This is a genomic window from Nocardioides faecalis (assembly GCF_018388425.1).
GTDB classification, from domain to species: Bacteria; Actinomycetota; Actinomycetes; order Propionibacteriales; family Nocardioidaceae; genus Nocardioides; species Nocardioides faecalis.
Map to the genome: position 1 here is coordinate 1,228,670 of NZ_CP074406.1, position 22,035 is coordinate 1,250,704.

At 71.9% G+C, this 22,035-nt stretch carries 20 protein-coding genes; 14 read left to right on the forward strand and 6 right to left on the reverse strand.

The features are described 5' to 3' along the window. Nucleotides 1–78: 78 nt before the first annotated feature. Nucleotides 79–1,314: an acyl-CoA dehydrogenase family protein gene (locus tag KG111_RS05685; RefSeq protein WP_205291657.1), complete on the reverse strand. Its 1,236-nt coding sequence runs from the start codon at nucleotides 1,312–1,314 to the stop codon at nucleotides 79–81. Between the two features lie 158 nt (nucleotides 1,315–1,472). Between KG111_RS05685 and KG111_RS05690 the strand changes: the two genes are divergently transcribed. The 5 genes from KG111_RS05690 (at nucleotide 1,473) to KG111_RS05710 (ending at nucleotide 6,596) form a co-directional block, all read left to right on the forward strand. Beyond that, nucleotides 1,473–2,309 carry an alpha/beta fold hydrolase gene (locus KG111_RS05690; RefSeq protein WP_205291656.1) on the forward strand — a complete coding sequence of 279 codons (837 nt, stop codon included), beginning with the start codon at nucleotides 1,473–1,475 and terminating at the stop codon, nucleotides 2,307–2,309. Between the two features lie 112 nt (nucleotides 2,310–2,421). Next, nucleotides 2,422–3,657, forward strand: coding sequence for a flavin reductase family protein (locus KG111_RS05695; RefSeq protein WP_205291655.1), 1,236 nt, complete (start codon nucleotides 2,422–2,424; stop codon nucleotides 3,655–3,657). A 23-nt stretch (nucleotides 3,658–3,680) separates the two neighbouring features. Then, nucleotides 3,681–4,595 carry a VOC family protein gene (locus KG111_RS05700; RefSeq protein WP_205291654.1) on the forward strand — a complete coding sequence of 305 codons (915 nt, stop codon included), beginning with the start codon at nucleotides 3,681–3,683 and terminating at the stop codon, nucleotides 4,593–4,595. A 90-nt stretch (nucleotides 4,596–4,685) separates the two neighbouring features. Continuing rightward, complete coding sequence (locus KG111_RS05705) at nucleotides 4,686–5,540, forward strand: alpha/beta fold hydrolase (protein ID WP_205291653.1); 855 nt, start codon at nucleotides 4,686–4,688, stop codon at nucleotides 5,538–5,540. Between the two features lie 237 nt (nucleotides 5,541–5,777). Continuing rightward, entirely contained in the window at nucleotides 5,778–6,596 is an 819-nt protein-coding gene (locus KG111_RS05710; RefSeq protein ID WP_205291652.1) for an IclR family transcriptional regulator, read from the forward strand. Between the two features lie 179 nt (nucleotides 6,597–6,775). On the opposite strand, the gene KG111_RS05715 is transcribed toward KG111_RS05710, so the two are convergent. Both KG111_RS05715 and KG111_RS05720 read right to left on the reverse strand, forming a co-directional pair. Continuing rightward, nucleotides 6,776–7,741, reverse strand: coding sequence for a DUF6282 family protein (locus KG111_RS05715; protein ID WP_205291651.1), 966 nt, complete (start codon nucleotides 7,739–7,741; stop codon nucleotides 6,776–6,778). Continuing rightward, on the reverse strand, nucleotides 7,738–9,117 hold the full coding sequence (locus KG111_RS05720) for an MmgE/PrpD family protein (RefSeq protein WP_205291650.1): 1,380 nt from the start codon (nucleotides 9,115–9,117) through the stop codon (nucleotides 7,738–7,740). Before KG111_RS05720 ends, KG111_RS05715 begins: the two co-directional genes overlap by 4 nt. 262 nt (nucleotides 9,118–9,379) lie before the next feature. On the opposite strand from KG111_RS05720, the gene KG111_RS05725 reads away from it, so the two are divergent. From KG111_RS05725 to KG111_RS05740, 4 genes are all read left to right on the forward strand, one after another. Further along, nucleotides 9,380–10,279, forward strand: a complete 900-nt coding sequence (locus tag KG111_RS05725) for an isocitrate lyase/PEP mutase family protein (protein ID WP_205291649.1) — start codon at nucleotides 9,380–9,382, stop codon at nucleotides 10,277–10,279. A gap of 1 nt (nucleotide 10,280) precedes the next feature. Next, entirely contained in the window at nucleotides 10,281–11,636 is a 1,356-nt protein-coding gene (locus KG111_RS05730; protein WP_205291648.1) for an MmgE/PrpD family protein, read from the forward strand. After that, on the forward strand, nucleotides 11,629–13,023 hold the full coding sequence (locus tag KG111_RS05735; RefSeq protein WP_205291647.1) for an MmgE/PrpD family protein: 1,395 nt from the start codon (nucleotides 11,629–11,631) through the stop codon (nucleotides 13,021–13,023). The genes KG111_RS05730 and KG111_RS05735 overlap by 8 nt, the downstream gene beginning before the upstream one ends. 132 nt (nucleotides 13,024–13,155) lie before the next feature. Continuing rightward, the gene (locus tag KG111_RS05740; RefSeq protein WP_205291646.1) at nucleotides 13,156–13,833 is read left to right on the forward strand and encodes a GntR family transcriptional regulator; all 678 of its coding nucleotides are present in this window, start codon (nucleotides 13,156–13,158) and stop codon (nucleotides 13,831–13,833) included. Nucleotides 13,834–13,853: 20 nt separating this feature from the next. Here KG111_RS05740 and KG111_RS05745 read toward each other — a convergent pair whose 3' ends face one another. Next, nucleotides 13,854–14,441, reverse strand: a complete 588-nt coding sequence (locus tag KG111_RS05745; RefSeq protein WP_205291645.1) for a 1-acyl-sn-glycerol-3-phosphate acyltransferase — start codon at nucleotides 14,439–14,441, stop codon at nucleotides 13,854–13,856. A gap of 97 nt (nucleotides 14,442–14,538) precedes the next feature. On the opposite strand from KG111_RS05745, the gene KG111_RS05750 reads away from it, so the two are divergent. From KG111_RS05750 to KG111_RS05765, 4 genes are all read left to right on the forward strand, one after another. After that, nucleotides 14,539–14,961, forward strand: a complete 423-nt coding sequence (locus KG111_RS05750) for a Fur family transcriptional regulator (protein ID WP_205291644.1) — start codon at nucleotides 14,539–14,541, stop codon at nucleotides 14,959–14,961. Between the two features lie 30 nt (nucleotides 14,962–14,991). After that, nucleotides 14,992–17,259 carry a catalase/peroxidase HPI gene (gene katG, locus KG111_RS05755; RefSeq protein ID WP_205291643.1) on the forward strand — a complete coding sequence of 756 codons (2,268 nt, stop codon included), beginning with the start codon at nucleotides 14,992–14,994 and terminating at the stop codon, nucleotides 17,257–17,259. 102 nt (nucleotides 17,260–17,361) lie between these two features. Next, entirely contained in the window at nucleotides 17,362–17,673 is a 312-nt protein-coding gene (locus KG111_RS05760) for a GNAT family N-acetyltransferase (RefSeq protein WP_205291642.1), read from the forward strand. Next, nucleotides 17,670–18,131: a carboxymuconolactone decarboxylase family protein gene (locus KG111_RS05765; RefSeq protein ID WP_205291641.1), complete on the forward strand. Its 462-nt coding sequence runs from the start codon at nucleotides 17,670–17,672 to the stop codon at nucleotides 18,129–18,131. Before KG111_RS05760 ends, KG111_RS05765 begins: the two co-directional genes overlap by 4 nt. 5 nt (nucleotides 18,132–18,136) lie before the next feature. Here the strand turns inward: KG111_RS05765 and chrA are convergent, their stop codons facing one another. Both chrA and KG111_RS05775 read right to left on the reverse strand, forming a co-directional pair. Then, nucleotides 18,137–19,303, reverse strand: coding sequence for a chromate efflux transporter (gene chrA / locus KG111_RS05770; RefSeq protein WP_249666315.1), 1,167 nt, complete (start codon nucleotides 19,301–19,303; stop codon nucleotides 18,137–18,139). Nucleotides 19,304–19,376: 73 nt separating this feature from the next. Continuing rightward, nucleotides 19,377–20,138: an SDR family NAD(P)-dependent oxidoreductase gene (locus KG111_RS05775; RefSeq protein ID WP_205291640.1), complete on the reverse strand. Its 762-nt coding sequence runs from the start codon at nucleotides 20,136–20,138 to the stop codon at nucleotides 19,377–19,379. Between the two features lie 119 nt (nucleotides 20,139–20,257). On the opposite strand from KG111_RS05775, the gene KG111_RS05780 reads away from it, so the two are divergent. Further along, nucleotides 20,258–22,012 (forward strand): ABC transporter ATP-binding protein, encoded by a 1,755-nt coding sequence (locus KG111_RS05780; RefSeq protein WP_205291639.1) that lies wholly within the window; start codon nucleotides 20,258–20,260, stop codon nucleotides 22,010–22,012. The last annotated feature ends 23 nt before the right edge of the window (nucleotides 22,013–22,035 follow it).

The window sequence follows — 22,035 nt, forward strand, 5'->3', positions numbered from 1 at the left end:
GCGGGACGGGTACGTGCAGGTGCGCGACAGGGCCGCCAGCCTGGTGGCTGACGGCCCCGTCGCGTCGGTCGAGGAGACTCAGAGGTAGCCGAGCTCCTCGGCACGCCGCTTCGCTGCGGCGCGCTCCTCGGGGGGCGGGGACAGGATGTGTCCGCCGGCCAGGCCGAGGTCGATCATGGCCAGCGGCTCCGCCTGCGCGTCGCTGTTGGAGGTGCCGTGCTGGCGGGCCACGATCAGGTCGCGGTACAGGCGCTGCATCAGGTTCGAGCGGTACACGGCGTTGGGACGCAGCGTCGGGAACAGGGTGTTCGCGACGAACATCCCCGCCTTGCCGTTCTGTGCGATGTCGTACTGCGCCTGGGCGATCTCGACCGGGCTGAGCGAGTCTCCGCGCACCGCGGCGTCGTACGCCTCCTCCAGACGCGCCCGGGTCACGGTCTCCGCCGCGGACAGGGCGCCACGCGCCTCGGCCAGCCGGACGAGCATGAGCCGGTCGCCGCTCAGCGACCTCGAGACCGTGGCGGACTTCGTGTACGCGGCCTTGAACTCCTCGTAGAAGCGCCAGCCCGTGCCGAGCGCGGGGAGCGCGGAGACGGTCGTGTAGATGTGGACGTGCGGGATCCGGTAGAGCGGCGAGGTGAAGTGCTTCAGCCCCGGACCGTAGCCGCTGTAGAGGATGCCGCGGTCGATGGCGCGATGGTCCGGCACGAAGACGTCGTCGACGGCGACGGTCCGGCTGCCCGTGCCGGCGAGGCCGAGGGTGTGCCAGTCGTCGATGACCGTGGTGTCCTCGATGGGCACGTAGAAGTTGTACGGCGACTCCGCTCCCGGGACGTCCGCTCCGACCACGACCCACGCGGCGTGGTGGATGCCGCTGGAGGACTTCCACGACCCTGAGAGCCGGAACCCGCCGGGGACCCGGACGGCCTTGTTGCCCTGCATGTTGTAGGACGAGGAGATCAGGTTCGTCGGGTCAGCGCCGAAGATCTCGTCGTTGAGCTCCGGCGACATGTGCGCCAGCTCCCACGAGTGCACCCCGAGCAGCATGAGGATCCAGCCGGTCGACGTGCAGGCCTTGCTGATCTCGGTGGCGGCCTCGAAGAAGTCGACCGGGCTGGCCTCCTCGCCGCCGAAGCGTGCGGGCTGCAGGGCGCGCGTCAGACCGGCGTCGATCATCTCGTGGAGGCTGTCGTCGTGCACGTGGCGCAGCGCCTCGGTCTCCTCCGCCCGTGCGGAGATGGCGGGCGCGAGCTTGCGTGCCCGCTCGAGAAGCGTCGGCTTGCCTGCGTCGAGACGCGTGGCACCTGCTGACATGGCGTGACTCCTTTGCGTGCTTCCGGCTCCTGGCCGACATGGGGGACGGTGGTCCGGCACCCACCTTCGGGCCGGTGTGAGGAACCTATGAAGGGTGACGTGCCGCTCAGCGGCACTTGGGACACCGATGCGGCTCGCGGCGCCACCACGATGGAGCCATGAACGATGCGATCGATCCCGCAGCGCCCCGTACCGTCCGCGTGGACGGCGCCGACGTCGCCTACCACGAGTCCGGGTCGGGCCCCGCGCTCCTGCTGGTCCACGGTGGCGCACCCGGCGCGACCGGGTGGGGGAACTTCGGCCAGAACGTCCCCTTCCTGGCCTCCCGCTTCCGCACGATCGTCGTCGACCTGCCCGGCTTCGGGGGATCCGAGTGGGTGCCGACTCCTGAGGGCAGGATGCGCGCCCACGCCGCGGTCCTCGTCGGCCTGCTCGAGCGCCTGGAGGTCCCGTCGGCCCACGTGGTGGGCCTGGGCTCGGGCGGAGCCGTCGCGATGCGCATGGCCCTGGACCACCCCGAGCGGGTGGACCGGCTGGTCCTGGTGAGCTCCGCCGGCGGCCTGGCGATGTTCGAGCCCGCCCCGACCGAGGGCCTGCGGGCGATCCGTGACTACTACCGCGGCGCGGGCCCCTCGCCGGAGAAGATGCGCCGCTACCTCGAGGCGAGCATCGGCGACCCCGACCTGGTCACCGACGACCTGGTCGCCGAGCGCTACCGCGAGAGCGTGCGCCCCTCCGTGCTGGAGGCCGCCGGCCGCCCCTCGCCGGGCCACCCCAGCGACGCGGTGTGGAAGGAGGCCGACCGGATCGCCGCCCGCACGCTCGTGGTCTGGGGCCGGGAGAACCGGGTCAAGGGATACGACCACGGACTGTTCCTGGCCAGCAGGATCCCCGACGCCGAGCTCCACCTGTACTCGGGCGCGGGGCTGTCGGTGCCGCTCGAGCGCGCGCGTCGCTTCGAGCACCTCGTCGAGAGGTTCCTGACGATCGACTGAACCCGCCGCGCGACGTGCCGATCTCCGGCACGTCCGCGTGGTGAGGTTCCTTCGACGATAGGACGATCTGATCCACTGAGCCCCCGGCTCACAGGCCGACGGTAGGAGAGCCATGACCCACGCACCACGACGGCCCCCGGGCCAGACGCCGACGGCGGCGGGCGCGGCGGGGAACCCCGACCGGTTCCACGAGGCCTTCTCCCAGTTCCCCGGAGGTGCCTACGTGTGCGCCGTCTCCGACGCCGCGGGAGACGTCGTCGCGGAGATGCCCGTGGGCGTCGTACCGCTCGCGCTCGAGGCACCGCGTGTCCTCCTCGTGCTGCACACCGGCTCCCCGCTGACCGGTCTGCTCGCCGAGCAGGCCCGCTGCTCGATCTCCTTGCTGGCCCAGGGCCAGGAGGACCTCGTGCGACGCAGCGCCGCCGGACAGGTCGGTGGCGAGGGGACCTGGCAGCACTCGCCGACCGGGCTGCCCGTCGTCGACGGCGCGGCCTGCTGGGTCGAGTGCGAGGTCACCCAGACGGTCGTCGACGGCGAGCTGACCCTCGTCTCGGCGAACGCCACCGATGTCGGTCTCGCCGCCAACGCCCACCCGATGCTCAGCTATCAGGGCGGGTACGGCGCCTTCCTGCCGGGCCTGCTGTCGGTGGCGCCCGCCTCGGGGCCCGAGCCGGCACGCCGCGTGGCCGAGCTGGCCCGGGGCCCGATCGAGGCGCTCGCCAGCGAGCTGCGGGTCGAGTGCGGTGTCTTCGCCTACGAGGACTGGCACACCGTCTCGGTGGCGGTGGCGAACCACTCGCCGGCAGCGCGCCGTACCCGCCTCGGCTACCGGATCCCGGTCATCCCGCCGCTGGGCATCCAGTTCGTCGGCAGCCCCGGCAGCGGCGTCACCGAGGAGGAGTGGCTGGCGCGGCTCGGCACCGCCAGCCAGACCGAGGCGGCCCTCGTGCGCGAGCAGCTGGCCAGGGTGCGCGAGCGCGGCTGGTCGCTGATGCTCGACGGCCCCTTGAGCGTGCACGACCTGGACCAGCTCGTCAGCGACTACACCAACCCCGAGCACACGGCCGACGACGAGGCCGCGCTGCTCGCCGCGATCCGTGCCATGGCGCCGTACCACGAGCCGGAGGAGCTGCTCGACACCGAGCTCTACGACGTCATCTCGCTGAGCGTGCCGGTGCGCTCGCCCGCTGGAGAGACCCTCGCGCTGCTGCGCGTGCACGAGCTTCCCCGTCAGGCATCCGGCTACGAGGTCCACTCCTGGATCTCGCTGCTGCAGGAAGCGGCGCAGTCGGTCGAGCAGCGCCTCGCCGACGAGCGACTGACCCTGACCACCCCGCCCCCCACCTGATCCGTCACACCCTGGAGGACCCCTTGCTGACATCGCTGGCCTACCTCGGCTTCCGCTCCCCGAACTTCGCCCAGTGGGCGGAGCTCGGGCCCGACGTCCTGGGATGCATGCGCGTCCCGGACGGCGAGGACGGTGCGGTGCGGCTCCGCATCGACGACGCGGAGTGGCGCTTGGCGATCCACCCGGGCGAGGAGGACGAGGTGGCCTACCTGGGCTGGGCGGTGGAGTCCGAGCGCGACCTGCCGGAGTACGCCGCACGGCTGGCGGCGGCCGGCATCGAGGTCCAGCAGGGCAGCGCCGAGCTGGCCGAGGCACGCTCGGTCGACCAGCTGATCTGGTTCATCGACCCCTGGGGCTTCCGCCACGAGCTGGCCTGGGGCCAGTACGTCGACCCGGGCACGTTCCGGCCCGGGCGCCCGCTCACCGGTTTCGTGACGGGGGAGCAGGGGCTGGGCCACGCCGTGCTGATCCTCCCCGACGCGGCCGCCGGGCACGAGTTCTTCACCGAGGTGCTGGGCTTCCGGCTCTCGGACAAGATCGCGCGGCCGGGCGGCGGCTACTCCCGCTTCTACCACTGCAACGGCCGGCACCACTCGCTGGCGCTGGCCGAGGTCCCCGGCTCGGTCGGGCTCAACCACATCATGCTGCAGGTGCCGGACATCGACGACGTGGGCACCACCTACGACCTGTGCGTGGAGCGCGGCGTGCCCATCCGCAAGACGCTGGGCCGGCACACCAACGACCAGATGATCTCGTTCTACCTCACGACGCCATCCTCGTTCCACATCGAGTACGGGTACGGGGCGATCGAGGTCGACGAGAGCTGGGTGCCGGCGACGTACCGCCGCCCGAGCACCTGGGGCCACAAGCTCACCGACGAGCCCACCGCGAAGTCGCCCGGCATCCTGCGCCGGCACCCCCAGCCGACCGCCGGGTAGGCCCTCCCACCTCTCGCAGCACAAGGCGTCCGGGCACCGCGCCCGGACGTCCTGCTTGCTGCGCCCCGACGACCCAGAGAGAAGAAGACCATGTCAGAAGAGACCCTCACCGAAGCCTCGACCAGCCGCTACGTCGACACCCGCTCGTGGCGCCTGCACTACAACGAGGCCGGCAGCGGCCACCCCCTCGTCCTGCTGCACGGCAGCGGCGCCGGAGCCACCGGGTGGAGCAACTTCGCCCCCAACATCCCGGCGCTGGCGAAGTCGTTCCGGGTGATCGCCCTGGACGCCCCGGGTTGGGGAAGCTCGTCGCCGGGCCTGCCCGAGGACTACGACCACCCCAACGCCGTGCTCGAGCTCCTGGACGCCCTCGGCATCGAGCGCGCCGCGCTGGTGGGCAACTCGCTGGGCGGCTCGACCGCGATCACCTTCGCCAGCCGCTACCCCGACCGGATCAGCCACCTGGTCACCATGGGCGCCGGATCGCTGATGGACATCCCGACCATGTCCGGAGCCGGCGACGGGCCCTCGGAAGGGCTCAAGATCCTCTTCCAGGCCTATCGGGAGCCGACCCTGGAGAACATGATGAAGGTCGCCCAGATCATGACCTTCGACTCCGCCAAGGCCACCCCGGAGCTGGCGCAGCAGCGGCTCGACAACGCGCTGGCGAACCCGGTGCACCTGGAGAACTTCCTCAAGGGTCTCGCCACGGGCGGCCCGGCGCGCAACCGCGCGACCCACCAGGAGATCGCCGGCATCAAGGCGCCGACGCTGCTCATCCACGGTCGTGACGACCGCGTGGTGCACTACGAGTACTCGCTGCGCATCCTGCCGATGATCGCCAACGCCCGCCTGGTCCTGCTCAACCGCTGCGGGCACTGGGCCCAGCTCGAGCACACCGACGAGTTCAACCGACTGGTGACCGACTTCATCGAGCACGGCTGAGCGAGCCGGGCGGGCGCGACAGGTCCCGGCACGGCAGCTCGAGGCCGTTTGTGCCGGTGAGCGGCACAGCGACATTCCGGGGCGTGTAACCTCCGCCACACAATGGACACGTACCGCGGTCGGTGGGTGCGCCCGAGAAGGGCGCCGCAGTCCCGGCCGTCCTCGTCCGTCCCGCCCGCTCGTCCGGCGGCGCCGGACGTCACCTCCGCAGCAGCGGGAAAGTGAGGACGCGATCCCATGAGTGTCGTGCAGATGTCCGAGCCGCCGACCAGTGCCAAGGCTGCTCCGTCCGAGTCGTCGCCCGCCATCCTCGTCGCGCGGGCCCTGCAGGTGCTGGACGCCTTCATGGGTGAGGAGCGGGCGATGTCGTTGAGCGACCTCGCCCGTCGCGTGGCGCTGCCGAAGTCGACGGCGTTCCGCATCGTCAACCAGCTGACGGAGAGCGGCTACCTCGTCCGGCTGGGCCGCAGCTACCAGCTCAGCTCGCACCTGTTCCGGCTCGGCAACAGCGTGGTGGTGCCCCATCAGGTGCCCCTGCGCGAGGTGGCGGCGCCTCACCTGGCCGGTCTCTTCCAGCACACGGGGTTCGGGGTGAACCTTGCCGTGCTGGACGGGCCGGGCGAGGTGCTCTACCTCGACACGATCCGCGGTGTGCGGATCCCGACCGCCCCGTTCGGAGTCGGGGCGACCATGCCGGCAATGATCACGGCGCTGGGCAAGGTGATCCTCGCCCACCAGGACGACGACACCGTGGGTGCGGCGCTCGCTGCCGGGTGGCCGCGTCGCACGCCGTACACCGTCATGGGACGTGGTCTGATGGCCGACCAGCTGCGCAAGGCCCGCCAGACCGGGGTCGCCTTCGACCGGCAGGAGGCGGTGGTCGGGCTCTCCTGCGTGGCGGCCGCCGTGCTCGATGCGGACGGACGGGCGATCGGGGCGGTGTCCGCGTGCGGGCCCGTCGGCCGGTTCAAGCCCGAGGCGGCCGCGCCGGCCACGCTGCGCGCGGCCCGGCTGATCTCCAACGACGTGAAGCGTGCGGCGGCGCTCCAAGCCTGAGCCTGCGCCAGGCCCGAGCCCTCATCCGGGCAGAGCGTCAGCGGCCCCGCGGCCGGTCCCTCGAGGACCCCGCGGGGCCGTTCGCACGTGGCGACCAGGCAGACCGCGAACGGCCACCGGCCCCCACCCGCGCCTACGACGGGGGTGGGGGCCGGTGGCCGTGGTGCAGGCGAGGTCCGTCAGACCTGGGCCTCATCACCGGGCAGGGCCGGCGAGGACGCGACGGCAGCAGGTGCGGTGTCGAGCCCCAGGGCGAGGGCCGGGTTGTCGTGGGTCATCCGGTAGACGTCGTCGGCGTCGATCCCCAGGTCCAGCATGGAGGCGATGAACATCCGCAGCACCTCGGGGGCCGGCGGGTTCCAGGCCTCGCCCGCGTCGCTGGACATGATGCACCGCTCGGGTCCCACCGCGCGGATGGCGTCGGCGAGCTCGCGCGGGTTGGTGCGCTGGTGCATCGGCATGCACCCGATGAACACGTGCTCGATGTAGCCACCGAGCTCGGCGATGCGCTGCTGGTGCTCGATCGTGGCGGCCACCGAGCCGCTGCACGGGTGGGTCAGGACGAACCGGGCGCCGGCCTGCTGCGCGGCCTCGGCCAGGACCAGGCTGTGCTCGGGAGGCAGGTGCCCGCTCGCGACCGTGACGCCGTAGGCACTGCACACCTCGACGACCGCCTGGGCGTCGGCGGTGAGCGCCCCGTCGGCATCCACGACGGCGACGGCGTCCTCGGTCTGCGCGCGCTCGGCCGCCAGCGTCGTGAGGTAGGGCTCCATGCGCGCCAGGGTGATGCTGTGCTTGGGCGGCTCCTGCTTGGCCGACCAGGTGGGGAACCACGCGATGCGGGCACCCATCTGTGCGGCCATCTCGACCGTGGTCGGGTTCAGCCCGCCCACCGGCGGGTTCAGCGTGATGCTGCCGAAGATCTCCAGCTCGGGGTGCAGCTCCTGCAGGGTGCCTGCCGCTGCCATGGTCGGGAAGAAGTGGGACTTGATCACGAACCCGCGCATCTGGGCGGCGGCCGCGGCCTCGGCCCACTCCACGTTGGTCACCCGGGGCCGGCGACGCAGCGTGAACTCCGGGTAGCCGTGGGCGTGCAGGTCGAGCGCTCCGACCAGGAGCTCGTCCTCGATTCGATGCATCATCATGCTTCCTTGCTTGAGGGGGCTGAGGTGCTCAGCGTGGACAGGACACCGCTCAGGGGTGCGGTTGCGTCGAGGACGGCCGAGACCACCTCGTCGGTGCGCGCGGCACCGAGGACCGGCTCGGCGAGCCGGCGGAACTTGTCGACGAGGTCGGCGCGGGTGAGCGGGTTGGTCGGCTCACCCTTGGGGGTGTGCACCTCGGCCTCGAAGGTCCGGCCGTCGGTGGTCTCCAGCACCACGCGGCTGGCCCAGACGCGGGGGAACATCTCGGTCAGCCGCGGCTCCTCGCGCACCGCGACCCGCTGGTAGAGCCGCAGGATCCGCTCGTCGGCGAGGTCGTCCTGGCTCAGCGCGGTCAGGCTCGGGCCGTTGACGTACGTCGAGGCGATGGTGAAGGCGGTGCTGAGCCTCGCTGCCACCAGGGTGGCCGGCTCGCACTCCTGCTCGACGGCGACGCGGTGGGTGAAGACCGTGAGCGCGTGGACCTGCTCGGGGTCGACCCGGCCGTGGGCGGCCTCGATGGCCGCCAACGCGTCGATCCCGGAGTGGGCGTAGCGGCAGGCGTTGTAGGGACGCAACGACAGCTCCTGCACGCCCATCGGCGCCCCGGCGCCGGGCAGGGCCAGCTGTTCGAGGCGGATGTCGTCGGCGAAGGCGGCGAAGAACCCCTCCGGGCCCTCGAGCACCGTGTCGGGACCGGTGAAGCCCCCGCGCGCAAGGAGGGCGGCCACGATCCCGCTGTGCGCGGGCAGGCCGCCGTGCAGCGCCATCAGCATGCCGCCGGCGTTGCGGAACTCGTAGAGGCCGCCGGCGCTGCTGCCGGCGATGCCCAGCGCGTCGAGGGTCTGCTCGCTCGACGCGCCGAGGAGCATCGAGGCGGTCAACGCCGTGCCGAACGGGTTGCAGGTCGCGGTCGGGTGGAACCCGCGGGCGCGATGGCTGGGGTTCACCACCCCGCCGACCCGCACGACCATCTCGACGCCGGCCACGATCGCGTCCAGGATCGCGTCGTCGTCCGCATCGGTCTCCGCGCCGAGCCCGAGCGCCGTCGCCACGACCGAGCAGCCGGGGTGGGTGATGGACTGCGAGTGGGTGTCGGTCAGCCCCAGGCTGTAGGCCATCGTGCCGTTGACCAGAGCGGCGGTCGCGACGTCGAACCGCTTCTCGGAGCCGATCACGGGGGAGGTGCCCGGCGAGCGCAGCGCCGACATCGTCTGCAGCACCGTGCGCCCCTCCTCGGTCCGGCTGCCGGCGATGCCGACCCCGAGGACATCGAGCACGAGCTCGCGCGCGGCCGACCGCGTGGCGTCCGGGGCGGGCAGGAGGCCCTTCAGCTCGGTGACGAAGGTGCGGGTGGTGGTGGGTGCGGGGGAAGACATGTCCGCCCCTCCCTCTCTCGTGACGGGTCATCTGTATACGGCGCACTCGACGTGTACGACTGTTGCCAGACGTGGTCTGCCGTGCCGTAGTTGAAGCCTCCACCCTGGGGTCCCGCAGGTGCTCGGCCCGCGTGCCGCTAGTCGGCACAAGGGCAGTGAGAGGCCGTCTGGATGCTTGGTATACGTAGATCACCTCCGGCCGACAGGGCCGGTCAGATCGATCCCGGGCCCCTCTGGCGCGGGACGAGTGAGGTTCGTTGAGATGAGTACCAAGAGTCAGCTCCGAAGCCGGTTGGCACAGGAGCGGATCGTCGTCCTCCCGGGCGTCGCGGACGCGATGACCGCGCGGTTGGCCGAGGACGCAGGCTTCGAGGCCGTCTACGTCACGGGAGCCGGGTTCGCCAACGCGAGCTTCGGTCAGCCGGACGTGGGACTGGTGACGATGAGCGAGGTCGTCGAGCACGTCCGGCGGGTCTCCCGCGCGGTCGGCATCCCGGTCGTCGTCGACGCGGACACCGGCTACGGAGGCCTGCTGAACGTGCACCGCACGGTCCAGGAGCTCGAGCACGCCGGCGCCGCCGCGATCCAGCTCGAGGACCAGGCGATCCCCAAGCGCTGCGGTCACTTCGACGGCCAGTCGCTCGTGTCGTCGGCTGAGATGGTGAGCAGGATCGCGGCCGCGGTCGACGCCCGGCGCGACCCCGAACTCGTGCTCATCGCCCGCACCGACGCCTACCAGAGCGAGGGCCTCGAGGGCGCGGTCGCTCGTGCCAACGCCTACCTGGCGGCCGGCGCGGACCTGATCTTCGTCGAGGCCCCCCGCAGCGCCGAGGACCTCGCCGTGCTGCCGTCGCGGGTGCACGGTCCCGTCCTGGCCAACATGGTCGAGGGGGGCAAGACCCCCTGGCGCAGCGCCGAGGAGCTCGAAGAGCTGGGCTTCCGCGTGGCGCTGTTCGCCAACGCCACCCTCCGCGTCGCGATGCGTGCCGCCCAGGAGGCGCTCGCCGTCCTCCGGGAGACCGGCGACACGAAGGAGCTGTGGCCCAAGATGCTCACTTGGGAGCAGCGTCAAGAACTGATCGGCCTGTCGACGATGCAGGCGCTCGAACAGCGCTTCGTCGACGCCGCCACCGATTCCCACCCACTCAAGCAAGGACAGTGACGTGCCCCAACCCCTCGCAAGAATCCTCGCCGAGCACTTCGCCGCGGCCCCGGCGCAGCCGGAGCCGAAGCTGGCCGAGATGAAGCGCCTCCTCACCGACTTCGTCGGGGTGGGACTCGCCGGCTCGCAGGCCGACACCGGCCAGCTGGTCGGTCAGTTCGTCACCTCGGTGGGCGGAGCGCCGGAGGCCTCGCTGATCGGCTCCGGGGCCCGGGTGCCGATGATGCACGCCGCCTTCGCCAACGCGATCTCCGAGCACAGCGTCGAGCTCGACGACGTGGACGAACTGGCGCTCTTCCACTACGCGCCGGTCATCATGTCCACCGCGCTGGCGGTGGGCCAGGCCACCCGCGCGAGCGGTGCCGAGGTGCTCTCGGCCGCGCTGTCGGGCGCCGAGATGATGGCCCGGCTCAGCCGCGCCACCAACTCCGCGCTGCGCGACCGGGGCTTCCACACCACCCCGACCTGCGGTGTCTTCGGCGCCACCGTCACCGCCGGGCGCCTCCTCGGCCTGGACGCCGACCAGCTGACCAGCGCCCTCGGCCTCGCCGGCGCCCAGGCGTCGGGCCTGATGGAGATGTACGGCACCTCCATGCAGAAGCGGTTCAACCCCGGGCCCGCCGCCCGCAACGGCGTCGTCGCCGCGCAGCTGGCGAAGATCGGCTTCACCGGCGCGGACACCATCATCGACGGCGAGCGCGGGTTCGCGCAGTCCTTCGCCGGCTTCCTGGACCCCGAGCCGCTGACGGCCGGCCTCGGCGAGGACGTGCCCGTGTTCGTGGAGTACAAGCCGTACTCCTGCGCCCGCCCGATCCACAACGCCATCGACTGCGCGCTCGAGGTCCGCCCGCACGTCCAGGGGCGCCTGGACGACATCAAGCGGCTCGTGGTCAAGCGGCACCCGGACTGGGCGCACTACCACGTGATCGGCCGCCCGCGGACGTTCCACGAGGCGCAGGTCAGCCTGCCCTACGCGGTCGCCGTGGCGCTGATCGAGGGCCAGGCCCTGCCGGCCCAGTTCTCCTCGCCCATCCTCGAGGACGAGCGGGTCCAGAACCTGTCGGCGATCGTCGAGGTCGAGCCCGACGACTCGCTGGCCCGAGGCGTCTCCTGCCACCTGCAGCTGGAGCTGACGGACGGCACCGTGCACGAGTCGGTCGTCGACTCGCCCCGCGGCTCGCTGGCCAACCCGCTCGACGACGAGGCCCTGCTCGCCAAGAGCACCTCCCTGGGCGCGCCGGTCGTCGGCGCCGACCGGTTCGCCGAGATCGCCCGCGTGGTCGGCTCCTTCGAGAAGGTCGACTCCGTCGACGAGCTGATGGACCTGCTGGTCGCCGAGGGTGCCGACCGTGGCTGAGACCACCGCAGGCCCGCTGACCGCCGAGCTCGGTGAGTTCGCCGCCGGGCTGACGTTCGACGCGATCCCCGCGGACCTCGTGACCCACATGAAGCGGTGCGTGCTCGACACCGTCGGGTGCGGGGTCTACGGCGCCTCGTTGGAGTGGAGCCGCATCCTGCGCTCCACCCTGCTCGAGGTCGACGGGACCGGCGTGGGCAGGCTCCTGGGCGCGGAGGGACTGCTCAGCGCTCCGCACTCCGCCCTCGTCAACGGCTCCGCGATCCATGCCTTCGAGATCGACGACCTGCACCCGCGCTCCATCGTGCACCCCGGCTCGGTCGTGCTGCCGGCGGCGCTGGCGGCGGCCGACGTGCGCGGCGGGGTCACCGGGCGGGAGCTGGTGACGGCCCTGGTGGCCGGCTACGAGGTCTCGGCGCGGGTGGGCAACTCCGTCGGTGCGGCGCACCTGCGGCAGGGCTACCACCCCACCGCCACCCACGGCACCATCGGCGCCGCGGTCGCGGCGGCGTCGATCCTCGGGCTCGACGCGGACCGGACCGTGCACGCGATGGGCATCGCGGGCACCCAGGCCGCCGGCCTGATGGCGGCGCAGTACTCCTCGATGGTGAAGCGGTTCCACGCCGGTCGCGCGGCGCAGAGCGGCGTCTACGGTGCCCTCCTCGCGGCGAACGGCTACACCGGGATCGACAACCTCTTCGAGGCCGAGTACGGCGGATACGGCCCCACGATGTCGCCCGAGTACGACGACACCGAGCTCACCCGCGGGCTGGGGGAGACGTGGGAGTCGCGCCTGGTCGGGTTCAAGCCCTACTCCACGAACGGCAGCTGCCACCCCACCATCGACGCGCTGCTGGCGATGCGGGAGGAGCACGGCCTGCGGCCCGAGATGGTCGGGGAGATCCGCATCGAGGCCTCGACCGCGACGAAGGCGCACGTCGGGTGGGAGTACACGCCCGGCAGCGTCACCACGGCCCAGATGAACCTGGGCTACATCGCCGCGGCCGTCCTCACCGACGGCGATGCGTTCGTCCGGCAGTTCTCGCCGGAGCGGATCGTCGACCCCGAGCTGGTCTCCTTCGCGCACCGCGTGCACGTCGCCATCGCGCCGGACATCGACGCCGAGGGCGACGGCGGCCGCCACCACACCCGGATCGCCGTGCACCTGCGCGACGGCCGGGTGCTGACGGACGACCGCGCCTTCGCCCGGGGGAGCTCGCGGCGGCCGATGACCGAGGACGAGCTGCGTGCCAAGTTCGACAAGCTGACCCAGGACCTGGTCGGGGCGGAGCGCTCGGCCGCTCTCATGTCCACGATCGACGACCTCGACGAGGCCCCGTCCTTGGACTCCCTGTGGTCGGGGATGGGTGGTTCGGCGCTCGTGTGACCCACGGCGTCCGCCCTCCTCATGAGCTCCCCCTGGCCTCGCCGGCCAGGGGGAGCTTCGCCGTTCCCGCCCACCTCGAAGGCGTCTTTTCGCAGGCCCGACCAGGGACGGGATACGTGGTATTCTCCGGCGGTGGATGACATCGCAGGTCTCGACGCGAACGGCGCGAGGCGCTGGGACTCCCGGGCCAGTGAGGCCTACCACCGGATCCGTGCCCTGATCTACGACGGCTCGATCCCGCCCGACGCGACCTTGGTCGAGGCGAGGCTGGTGCGGGTGCTGGAGATGAGCCGCACCCCGGTGCGTGAGGCGCTGCACCGGATGGAGGCCGAAGGGCTCCTCGAGGCGCTGCCGCGCGGTGGCTACGCCGTCGTCACCTTGAGCAGCGAGGACGTCAACGACCTCTACCAGATCCGCGCCGTCCTGGAAGGGCTCGCCGCCGAGACGGCCGCCGCGCGCTCGACCCGCGTGGCGATCGCCCAGCTCGAGGACCTCTACGACGAGATGGACGTCGCGGTGCAGCGCCGCGACGACGAGACCCTGATCCGGCTCAACCGACAGTTCCACCGGGCGGTCGCCGCCGCGAGCGGCAACCGGCACCTCGAGCGGATGCTCGACGACATCAAGGGGGCCTTCGAGCGGTTCCGGACCGATGCTGTGGCCGACGACGAGCGCAGGCGCACCGCGCACGCGGAGCACCAGGCGCTGATCGAGGCGCTCAAGGCTCGCGACGGAGCCCGGGCGCGCCGGGTCGCCGAGGAGCACGTGCACCACGCCCTGTCCCAGGGCACGCGCGCGGCCGACGGCTGAGGCGCCCCGCGCCGACCTCCTCAGGAGGTCGGCGCCTCCTCCTCGCGCAGTCGCGGCTCGGTGCGCTTCTCCGGCCGGATGCCCCGCTTGTCGGCGTAGAAGGCCCGGACCAGGTCCATGTCGGCCCGCACGTCGCCGGTGGGGCGCAGGGTCGGACCCATGCCCAGGGTCCGGCTCGGGCCGTCGACGAAGCCCAGCACCACGGGCAGGCCGGTCTGCTGCGCGATCCGGTAGAAGCCGGACTTCCAGTACTTGCCCTTGCTGCGGGTGCCCTCGGCGGCGATCACCAGCAGGAACGACTCGTCGGCCTCGGCCTGGGCCAGCAGGGCGCGGATGGTGGCACCGGGGTCGGCGCGGTCCAGCGGGATCCCGCCGGTACGGCGCAGCACCCACCCGATGCCGGGCTTGAAGAAGCTCTTCTTGATCAACACCTGCGGGGAGACGCCGTTGGCCCAGGCGATCAGCAGGGTGGCGACCCAGTCCCAGTTGGAGGTGTGCGGGGCTCCGACCAGGATGCCGGTGCGCGGCACCTCGCCGACCAGCCGCCACCTCGTCAGGCGCAGGACGCTGCGCGCGAACGCGCGACGGACCCTCGTTGTCACTGCCATGGGGCGACGGTAGATGCTGGGACCGAACGGCCTCGCACCGCACCTCTCGCGGTCCCCGAGTCTTGACTCATTCAAGAATAGTGGGGAGACTGTCCGTATGCAGACACCGGACTTCCCACAGAGGTTGCGGGACGTCTCCCTGAGGGTCACCCGGCCCCGCCTGGCGGTCCTGGAGGCAGTGGACGCCACCCCGCACGCCGACACCGAGACCGTGATCGCCACCGCCCGCGAGCTCCTGCCGGAGGTCTCGCACCAGGCCGTCTACGACTCGCTGCACACGCTGACCGAGGCCGGGCTGATCCGCAGCATCAAGCCCGCCGGCTCCGTGGCCCGCTACGAGACCCGGATCGGCGACAACCACCACCACGTCGTGTGCCGCTCCTGCGGCGTGATCGGCGACGTCGACTGCGCCGTGGGTCACGCTCCCTGCCTGACCGCCTCCGACTCCCGAGGCTTCGTCGTCGACGAGGCCGAGGTCATCTACTGGGGCACCTGCCCCGACTGCTCCACGAGTTCCTGAGAAGTACAACCGCACGCCGGAAGGAAACACATGACCGACAACACCACCGAGGGAAGCGACCCCCAGGGGATGGACCGCAAGGCTGAGAGCGGTTGCCCGGTGATGCACGACTCCGCCGCCGCCCACGGCAGCGAGAGCGAGAACCCGGCGATCCCGTCGCCGCAGCCGGTCACCCCGCGCCCGCACAGCAACCGTGACTGGTGGCCCAACCAGGTCGACCTGTCCGTGCTGCGCTCCAACACCCCGGTCAGCGCGCCCGTCGAGCCCGGCACCTACGCCGAGAAGTTCGCCGAGCTCGACCTCGAGGCGCTCAAGGCCGACATCGTCGCCGTGCTGCGCGACTCCCAGGACTGGTGGCCGGCCGACTTCGGTCACTACGGCGGCCTCTTCGTCCGGATGAGCTGGCACGCCGCCGGCACCTACCGGATCTACGACGGCCGCGGTGGCGGCGGCACCGGCCAGCAGCGGTTCGCCCCGCTCAACAGCTGGCCCGACAACGTCAGCCTCGACAAGGCCCGCCGCCTGCTGTGGCCGGTCAAGAAGAAGTACGGCCAGAAGATCTCGTGGGCCGACCTGCTGGTCTACACCGGCACCGTCGCGATGGAGGACATGGGCCTGCCGTCCTTCGGCTTCGGCTTCGGCCGCGAGGACGTCTGGGAGGCCGAGGAGGTCTTCTGGGGTCCCGAGGACAGCTGGCTGGGCGACGAGCGCTACAGCGGTGAGCGCGACCTGGCCGAGCCGCTGGGTGCGGTCCAGATGGGCCTGATCTACGTCAACCCCGAGGGCCCGGGCGGCAACCCGGACCCGCAGGCCTCGGCCCGCGACATCCGCGAGACCTTCCGCCGCATGGGCATGAACGACTACGAGACCGTGGCGCTCATCGCCGGTGGCCACACGTTCGGCAAGACCCACGGCGCCGGCCCCGCCGACAACGTCGGCCCGGAGCCGGAGGCGGCCCCGATCGAGCAGCAGGGCTTCGGCTGGAAGTCGACGTACGGCACCGGCAAGGGCGACGACACGATCACCTCGGGCCTGGAGGTCACCTGGACCTACCACCCGACCCGCTGGGACAACGAGTTCTTCCACATCCTGTTCAGCTACGAGTGGGAGCTCTTCGAGTCCCCGGCCGGTGCGAAGCAGTGGCGTCCGAAGAACGGCGCTGGCTCCGACATGGTGCCGATGGCGCACGACCCCTCGACCAAGCGCGAGCCCCGGATGCTGACCTCCGACCTCGCGCTGCGGTTCGACCCGGAGTACGAGAAGATCTCGCGCCACTTCTGGGAGAACCCCGAGGAGTTCAGCGAGGCGTTCGCCAAGGCCTGGTACAAGCTGCTGCACCGCGACATGGGTCCGGTCACCCGCTACCTCGGCCCCTGGGTGCCCGAGGCGCAGATCTGGCAGGACCCGGTGCCGGCCGTCGACCACGAGCTGGTCGACGACGCCGACGTGGCGGCCCTCAAGGCCGCGGTCCTCGAGTCCGGCCTGAGCGTCTCCGAGCTGGTCAGCACGGCATGGGCCTCGGCCTCGACGTTCCGCAAGACCGACTACCGCGGCGGCGCCAACGGCGCCCGGATCCGCCTTGCCCCGCAGAAGGACTGGGCGATCAACAACCCGGCCCAGCTGAGCAAGGTCCTCGACACCCTCGAGGGCATCCGTGCGGAGTTCAACGCCGGCGCCAAGAAGATCTCGCTGGCCGACCTGATCGTCCTCGCGGGCAACGCGGCGGTCGAGAAGGCCGCCGCCGACGCCGGCGTCGAGGTCACCGTGCCGTTCCACCCGGGCCGCACCGACGCCACCGAGGAGCAGACCGACGTCGAGTCGTTCCAGGTCCTCGAGCCGCGCGCCGACGCGTTCCGCAGCTTCGTCCGTGAGGGCGACAAGGTGCCGGCCGAGATCCTGATGGTGGAGAAGGCCTACATGCTGGACCTGACCCCGCCGGAGATGACCGTCCTGGTCGGCGGCATGCGGGTGCTCGGCACCAACCACGGCGGCACCAAGCACGGCGTGTTCACCGACCGCGTCGGTGTGCTCTCCAACGACTTCTTCGCCAACCTGCTCGACATGTCCACCGAGTGGAAGGTGTCGAAGGACGAGGAGGGTGTCTACGAGGGCCGCGACCGGGTCTCCGGCGAGGTCGTCGCCACCGCCACCGCGGTGGACCTGACCTTCGGTCACCACTCGGAGCTGCGCGCCCTGGCGGAGGTCTACGCCGCCGACGACGCGCAGGAGAAGTTCGTCGAGGACTTCGTCGCCGCGTGGACCAAGGTCATGGAGGCCGACCGCTTCGACCTGGCCTGAGCCAGCGCAGCGCCACTGCAGCACCACCGCACCACCACGGAGGCCGCCCGGCAACGGGCGGCCTCCGTGCCTTTTCCACCAGGCGCCCGGCAGGATGGGGCCATGAGCGACGCCGTCGACAACAGCACCATCAGCTACGCCCACGCGCCCCAGGCCCACCGTTACGAGGTCCGTGACGGCGACGAGGTCATCGGCTTCGCCGAGTACCGCGTCCCCGACGAGAAGCACCTCGACTTCGTGCACACCGAGGTCGACGAGTCCTACGGCGGACGCGGCCTGGCCGGCGAGCTCGTCCGCTTCGCCCTCGACGACGTGCGCCAGCAGGGCAAGCGCGCCATCCCGCACTGCAGCTACGTCGCCAAGTGGATCGGCAAGCACGACGAGTACGCCGACCTCGCCGACTTCCCGGCGTGAGCGTCCCCGAGCACCGGCCGCTCTACCTGGACAAGGCCGACCCCACGTCGTACGCCGCGGCGGGGCGGCTGGCCGAGTCGGTCGGCGCGGCGGCCGAGGCCGCCGGCCTCAGTCGGGTCCTGCTCGAGCTGGTCAACATCCGGGTCTCGCAGATCAACGGCTGCGCCTACTGCCTGGACCTGCACCGGACGCGGGCACTCGAGGCCGGTGAGGAGGAGCGCCGGCTGCTGCTGCTCGAGACCTGGTCCGAGACCGAGCTGTTCACCGAGGAGGAGCGGGCGGCGCTGCTGCTCGCCGAGTCGATCACCCGGCTGCCCGAGCCCGAGGAGCGGCGCTACGCCGAGGACCTGGCCCGCGCGGTGCTCGGCGACGCGGCCTACGTGGCCGTGTGCTGGGCGGCGATCGCGATCAACGCGTTCAACCGGGTCTCGATCACCTCCCACCACCCGGTGCGCTGAGCCGCTCAGGTCGCCAACGCGTGGGCGATGCCCACCGCGGCGCCGGCCAGGATCAGCCAGGTGCTGCTCCACCGGGTGCGCCAGAGCACCAGCAGGGTGAGCGCGGCCAGGGCGAGGGTCAGCGGGTCGACGAGGGCGTTCGCGGCGAGCTCGCCGCAGACGCCGACGATCAGCGCCAGCCCGGTCGCGTTCACCCCGTCGAGCAGCGCCGAGGTCCACGTGCGTGAGCGCAGCCAGCCGGCGAGCCGGGTGAGCAGACCGACGAGCACGAACGACGGCAGGAAGATCGCCACGGTGGCGACCAGGGCGCCGGGCAGCCCGGCGACCAGGTATCCCACGAACGTGGCGGTGGTGAACAGCGGGCCGGGGGTGACCTGGCCCAGCGAGATGCCGTCGAGCAGCTGCTGCTGGGTGATCCAGCCCAGCCGGTCGACGAAGTCGCCCTCCAGGAAGGCCAGCAGCACGTAGCCGCCGCCGTAGAGCAGCGAGCCGATCTTCAACATGGTCCAGAACAGCTGCGTCAGCTGCGCGCCGTTCGCCTCGCCCAGCACCGCCGACGCCAGCAGCACCGGCAGTCCGAGCGCGCCGAGCCGCTCGCCGCGGGCCCGGCGCTCGTACAGTGAGCGGGCCGCCCGGACCACGGCCGCCACCCCCGCGCCGCCGAAGAGCACCACCAGCTCGTTCACCCCGGCCAGGTACGCCGCCAGGCCGGCCACGGCGAGCAGCACGAGCCAGCGTGAGCGCAGCACGGTCGGGGCCATCCCGACCACCGACCACGCGATGATCGCGACGACCACCGGCACCACGCCGTACAGCAGCCCGGTGACCGCGGGCGCCTGGCCGTGCTCGACGTAGGCCCAGGACAGCGCGGTGACCATCAGTGCCGCGGGCAGGATGAAGCAGACCCCGGCCAGCAGCAGGCCCCGCCACCCCGCGCGCTCGTGGCCCAGGTGCAGGGCGAGCTCGGTCGAGTTAGGCCCGGGGAGCAGGTTCGTGGCGCCCATCAGGTCCACGAACCGGCGGTCGTCGACCCACCCACGGCGCCGCACCAGCTCCTCGCGCATGAGCGCGATGTGCGCGGCGGGCCCGCCGAACGCGACGACGCCCAGGTGCCCGAAGACCAGGGCGACCTCGCGCAGCGGGCGCTCGGCCGGGTGGTCGTGGGGGCTCACGGCACTCCTCGGGCGTCCTGGGCGAACCCGGCGCGGAGGTCCGCGGAGAGGTCCGGCGCGGGTGGGGTGGTCGTCAGGTGATGGTCATGCCGCCGTCGACGGCGATCGTCTGGCCGGTGATGTAGCCGGCCGCGTCGGAGGCCAGGAAGACCGCGGTCGCGGCCAGCTCTCGCGGGTCGCCCTTGCGGCCGGCGGGGATGCGCCCCTGCTGCGACTCCAGGTAGCCGGGCGGGTACTGCTCGGTCATCTCGGAGGCGAAGAAGCCCGGGGCGATCGCGTTGACCCGGATGCCCTTGCGGCCGGTCCACTGCTGGGCCAGGTCGCGGGTCAGGCCGATGATCGCGGCCTTCGAGGCGGAGTACGCGGCCTGGGGGAGCCCGGCGGTGGTGAGCCCGAGGATCGAGGAGATGTTGATGATGCTGGAGCCCGGCTGCATCACCCGCCCGCACGCCTGGGCCATCCAGTAGCTGCCGTTGAGGTTGATGTCGACGACCTCGCGGAACTGCTCCGGGGTCTCCCGGGTGGCGGGCACCGCGGTCCCGATGCCGGCGTTGTTGACGAGGATGTCCACCCGGCCGAGCTCGGCCACGGCGGCGTCGACGAGCGCCTGGCACGAGGCGGGGTCGGAGACGTCGGTGGCGACGCTGACCACCCGGCGCCCGGTGGCCTCGACGAGTGCGGCGGTCTCGGCCAGGCGCTCGACGCGGCGGGCGCCGATCGCCACGTCCGCGCCGGCCTCGGCCAGGGCGCGGGCGAAGTCGACGCCGAGCCCGGAGCTGGCGCCGGTGACGACGGCGACCTTGCCGTCCAGACGGAAGAGGTCGTTGAGGCTCATGCGGCTCAACGTAGCCGCTCCGAGAGCGGTGGTGGCCGAGGATCGCAGAGCGGTCCGGCATCACTAAGGTGAACCTAACAAACTCTGGAGGAGCACCGTTGACCCGATCTGATCGACCCATGCGGGAGCTGTGGCAGCGTTACCGGCGCTACCGCTCCCGCTTCGTGCTGGCGGTCGTGCTGTCGACGATCAACAAGGTCGCCGACATCGTGCCCGAGCTGCTCATCGGCGCGGCCGTGGACGTCGTGGTCCGGGGTGCGGACTCGTTCGTCGGGGAGCTGCTGGGGGTGGAGTCCCGCCACGCCCAGCTGGGCTGGCTCGCGGCCATCAACGTCGTGGTCTGGATCGTGGAGTCGCTCACCGAGTACGCCGCCGCGGTGACGTGGCGCGGCCTGGCCCAGGGGCTGCAGCACGACCTGCGGGTGCAGGCCTACGACCACGTGCAGCACCTCGACCTGGGCTGGCACGAGACCCGGCCGCAGGGCTCCACGCTGGCCACGCTCAACGACGACGTCAACCAGCTCGAGCGGCTGCTCGACGTCGGGATCCCCGCCATCCTGCAGACCGCGCTCAACGTGGTGCTGGTCGGTGCCGTGTTCGCGGCGGCGTCGTGGGAGCTCACCCTCTACGCGTTCCTGCCGATCCCGCTGGTGGTGCTCGGCTCGCTGGTCTTCCAGCGTCGCCTCGAGCCGCTCTACGCCCGGGTCCGCGACGCCGTCGCCGACCTCTCCGGCGCGCTCGGCGCCAACCTCTCCGGCATCGCGACCATCAAGGCGTTCACCGCCGAGGACCGTGAGCGCGACCGGGTCGCCGGCTTCTCCACCGCCTACCGCGAGGCCAACGTCGCGGCCATCCGCTCCTCGGCCGCGTTCGTGCCGCTGGTCCGGATGGCGATCCTCGCCGGGTTCACCTGCACCCTGCTGCTCGGTGGCTGGGCCACGCTGAACGGCGACCTGGAGCTCGGCCTGTACTCCGTGCTGGTCTTCATGACCCAGCGCCTGCTGTGGCCGATGACCGCGGTCGCGGAGGTGCTCGACCTCTACCAGCGCGGCCGCGCCTCCACCGCCCGCATCCTGGGCCTGCTCGACGAGCCGGTCACCGTGCCTGCGGGCAGCGCGGTGCTCGCCCGGCCGGTGCGCGGGCGCGTCGAGCTGCGCGGGGTGCGGGCCGGCTACGCCGACGGTCCCGACGTGCTGCACGACATCGACCTGCTGGTGCCGGCCGGGCAGACCCACGCGATCGTCGGCGCCACCGGCGCCGGCAAGTCCAGCCTGCTGCGCCTGGTGCTGCGCTTCGACGACCCGCGCGCAGGCCAGGTGCTGCTGGACGGCACCGACGTGCGTGACCTGGACTGGGACTCCCTGCGCGGCTCGATGGGCTACGTGGCCCAGGACGTCTTCCTGTTCTCCGGCACCATCGCCGACAACATCGCCTACGGACGCCCCGGCGCGAGCACCGAGGAGGTCCGTGCGGCCGCCGCCGCGGCCGCCGCCGCGGCCTTCATCGAGGCCCTGCCCGCCGGCTACGACACCTGGGTGGGGGAGCGGGGCGTCACCCTGTCCGGCGGCCAGCGGCAGCGGATCGCGCTGGCGCGCGCACTGCTGCGCGACCCCGGCGTGCTCGTGCTCGACGAGGCCACCAGCGCGGTGGACAACGAGACCGAGGCCGCGATCCAGGAGTCGCTGCGCCGAGCGGGCGAGCGGTGCACCACGATCGTGGTCGCCCACCGCCTCTCCACGGTGCGTCACGCCGACCGGATCTGGGTGCTCGACGCCGGCCGGATCGCCGAGGCCGGCACCCACGCCGAGCTGGTCGCCCGCGACGGCCTGTACGCCGCCCTGTGGCGCGTCCAGACGGGTGAGGCCGTCGCCTGAACCGAGGCGTACGACGACTATCC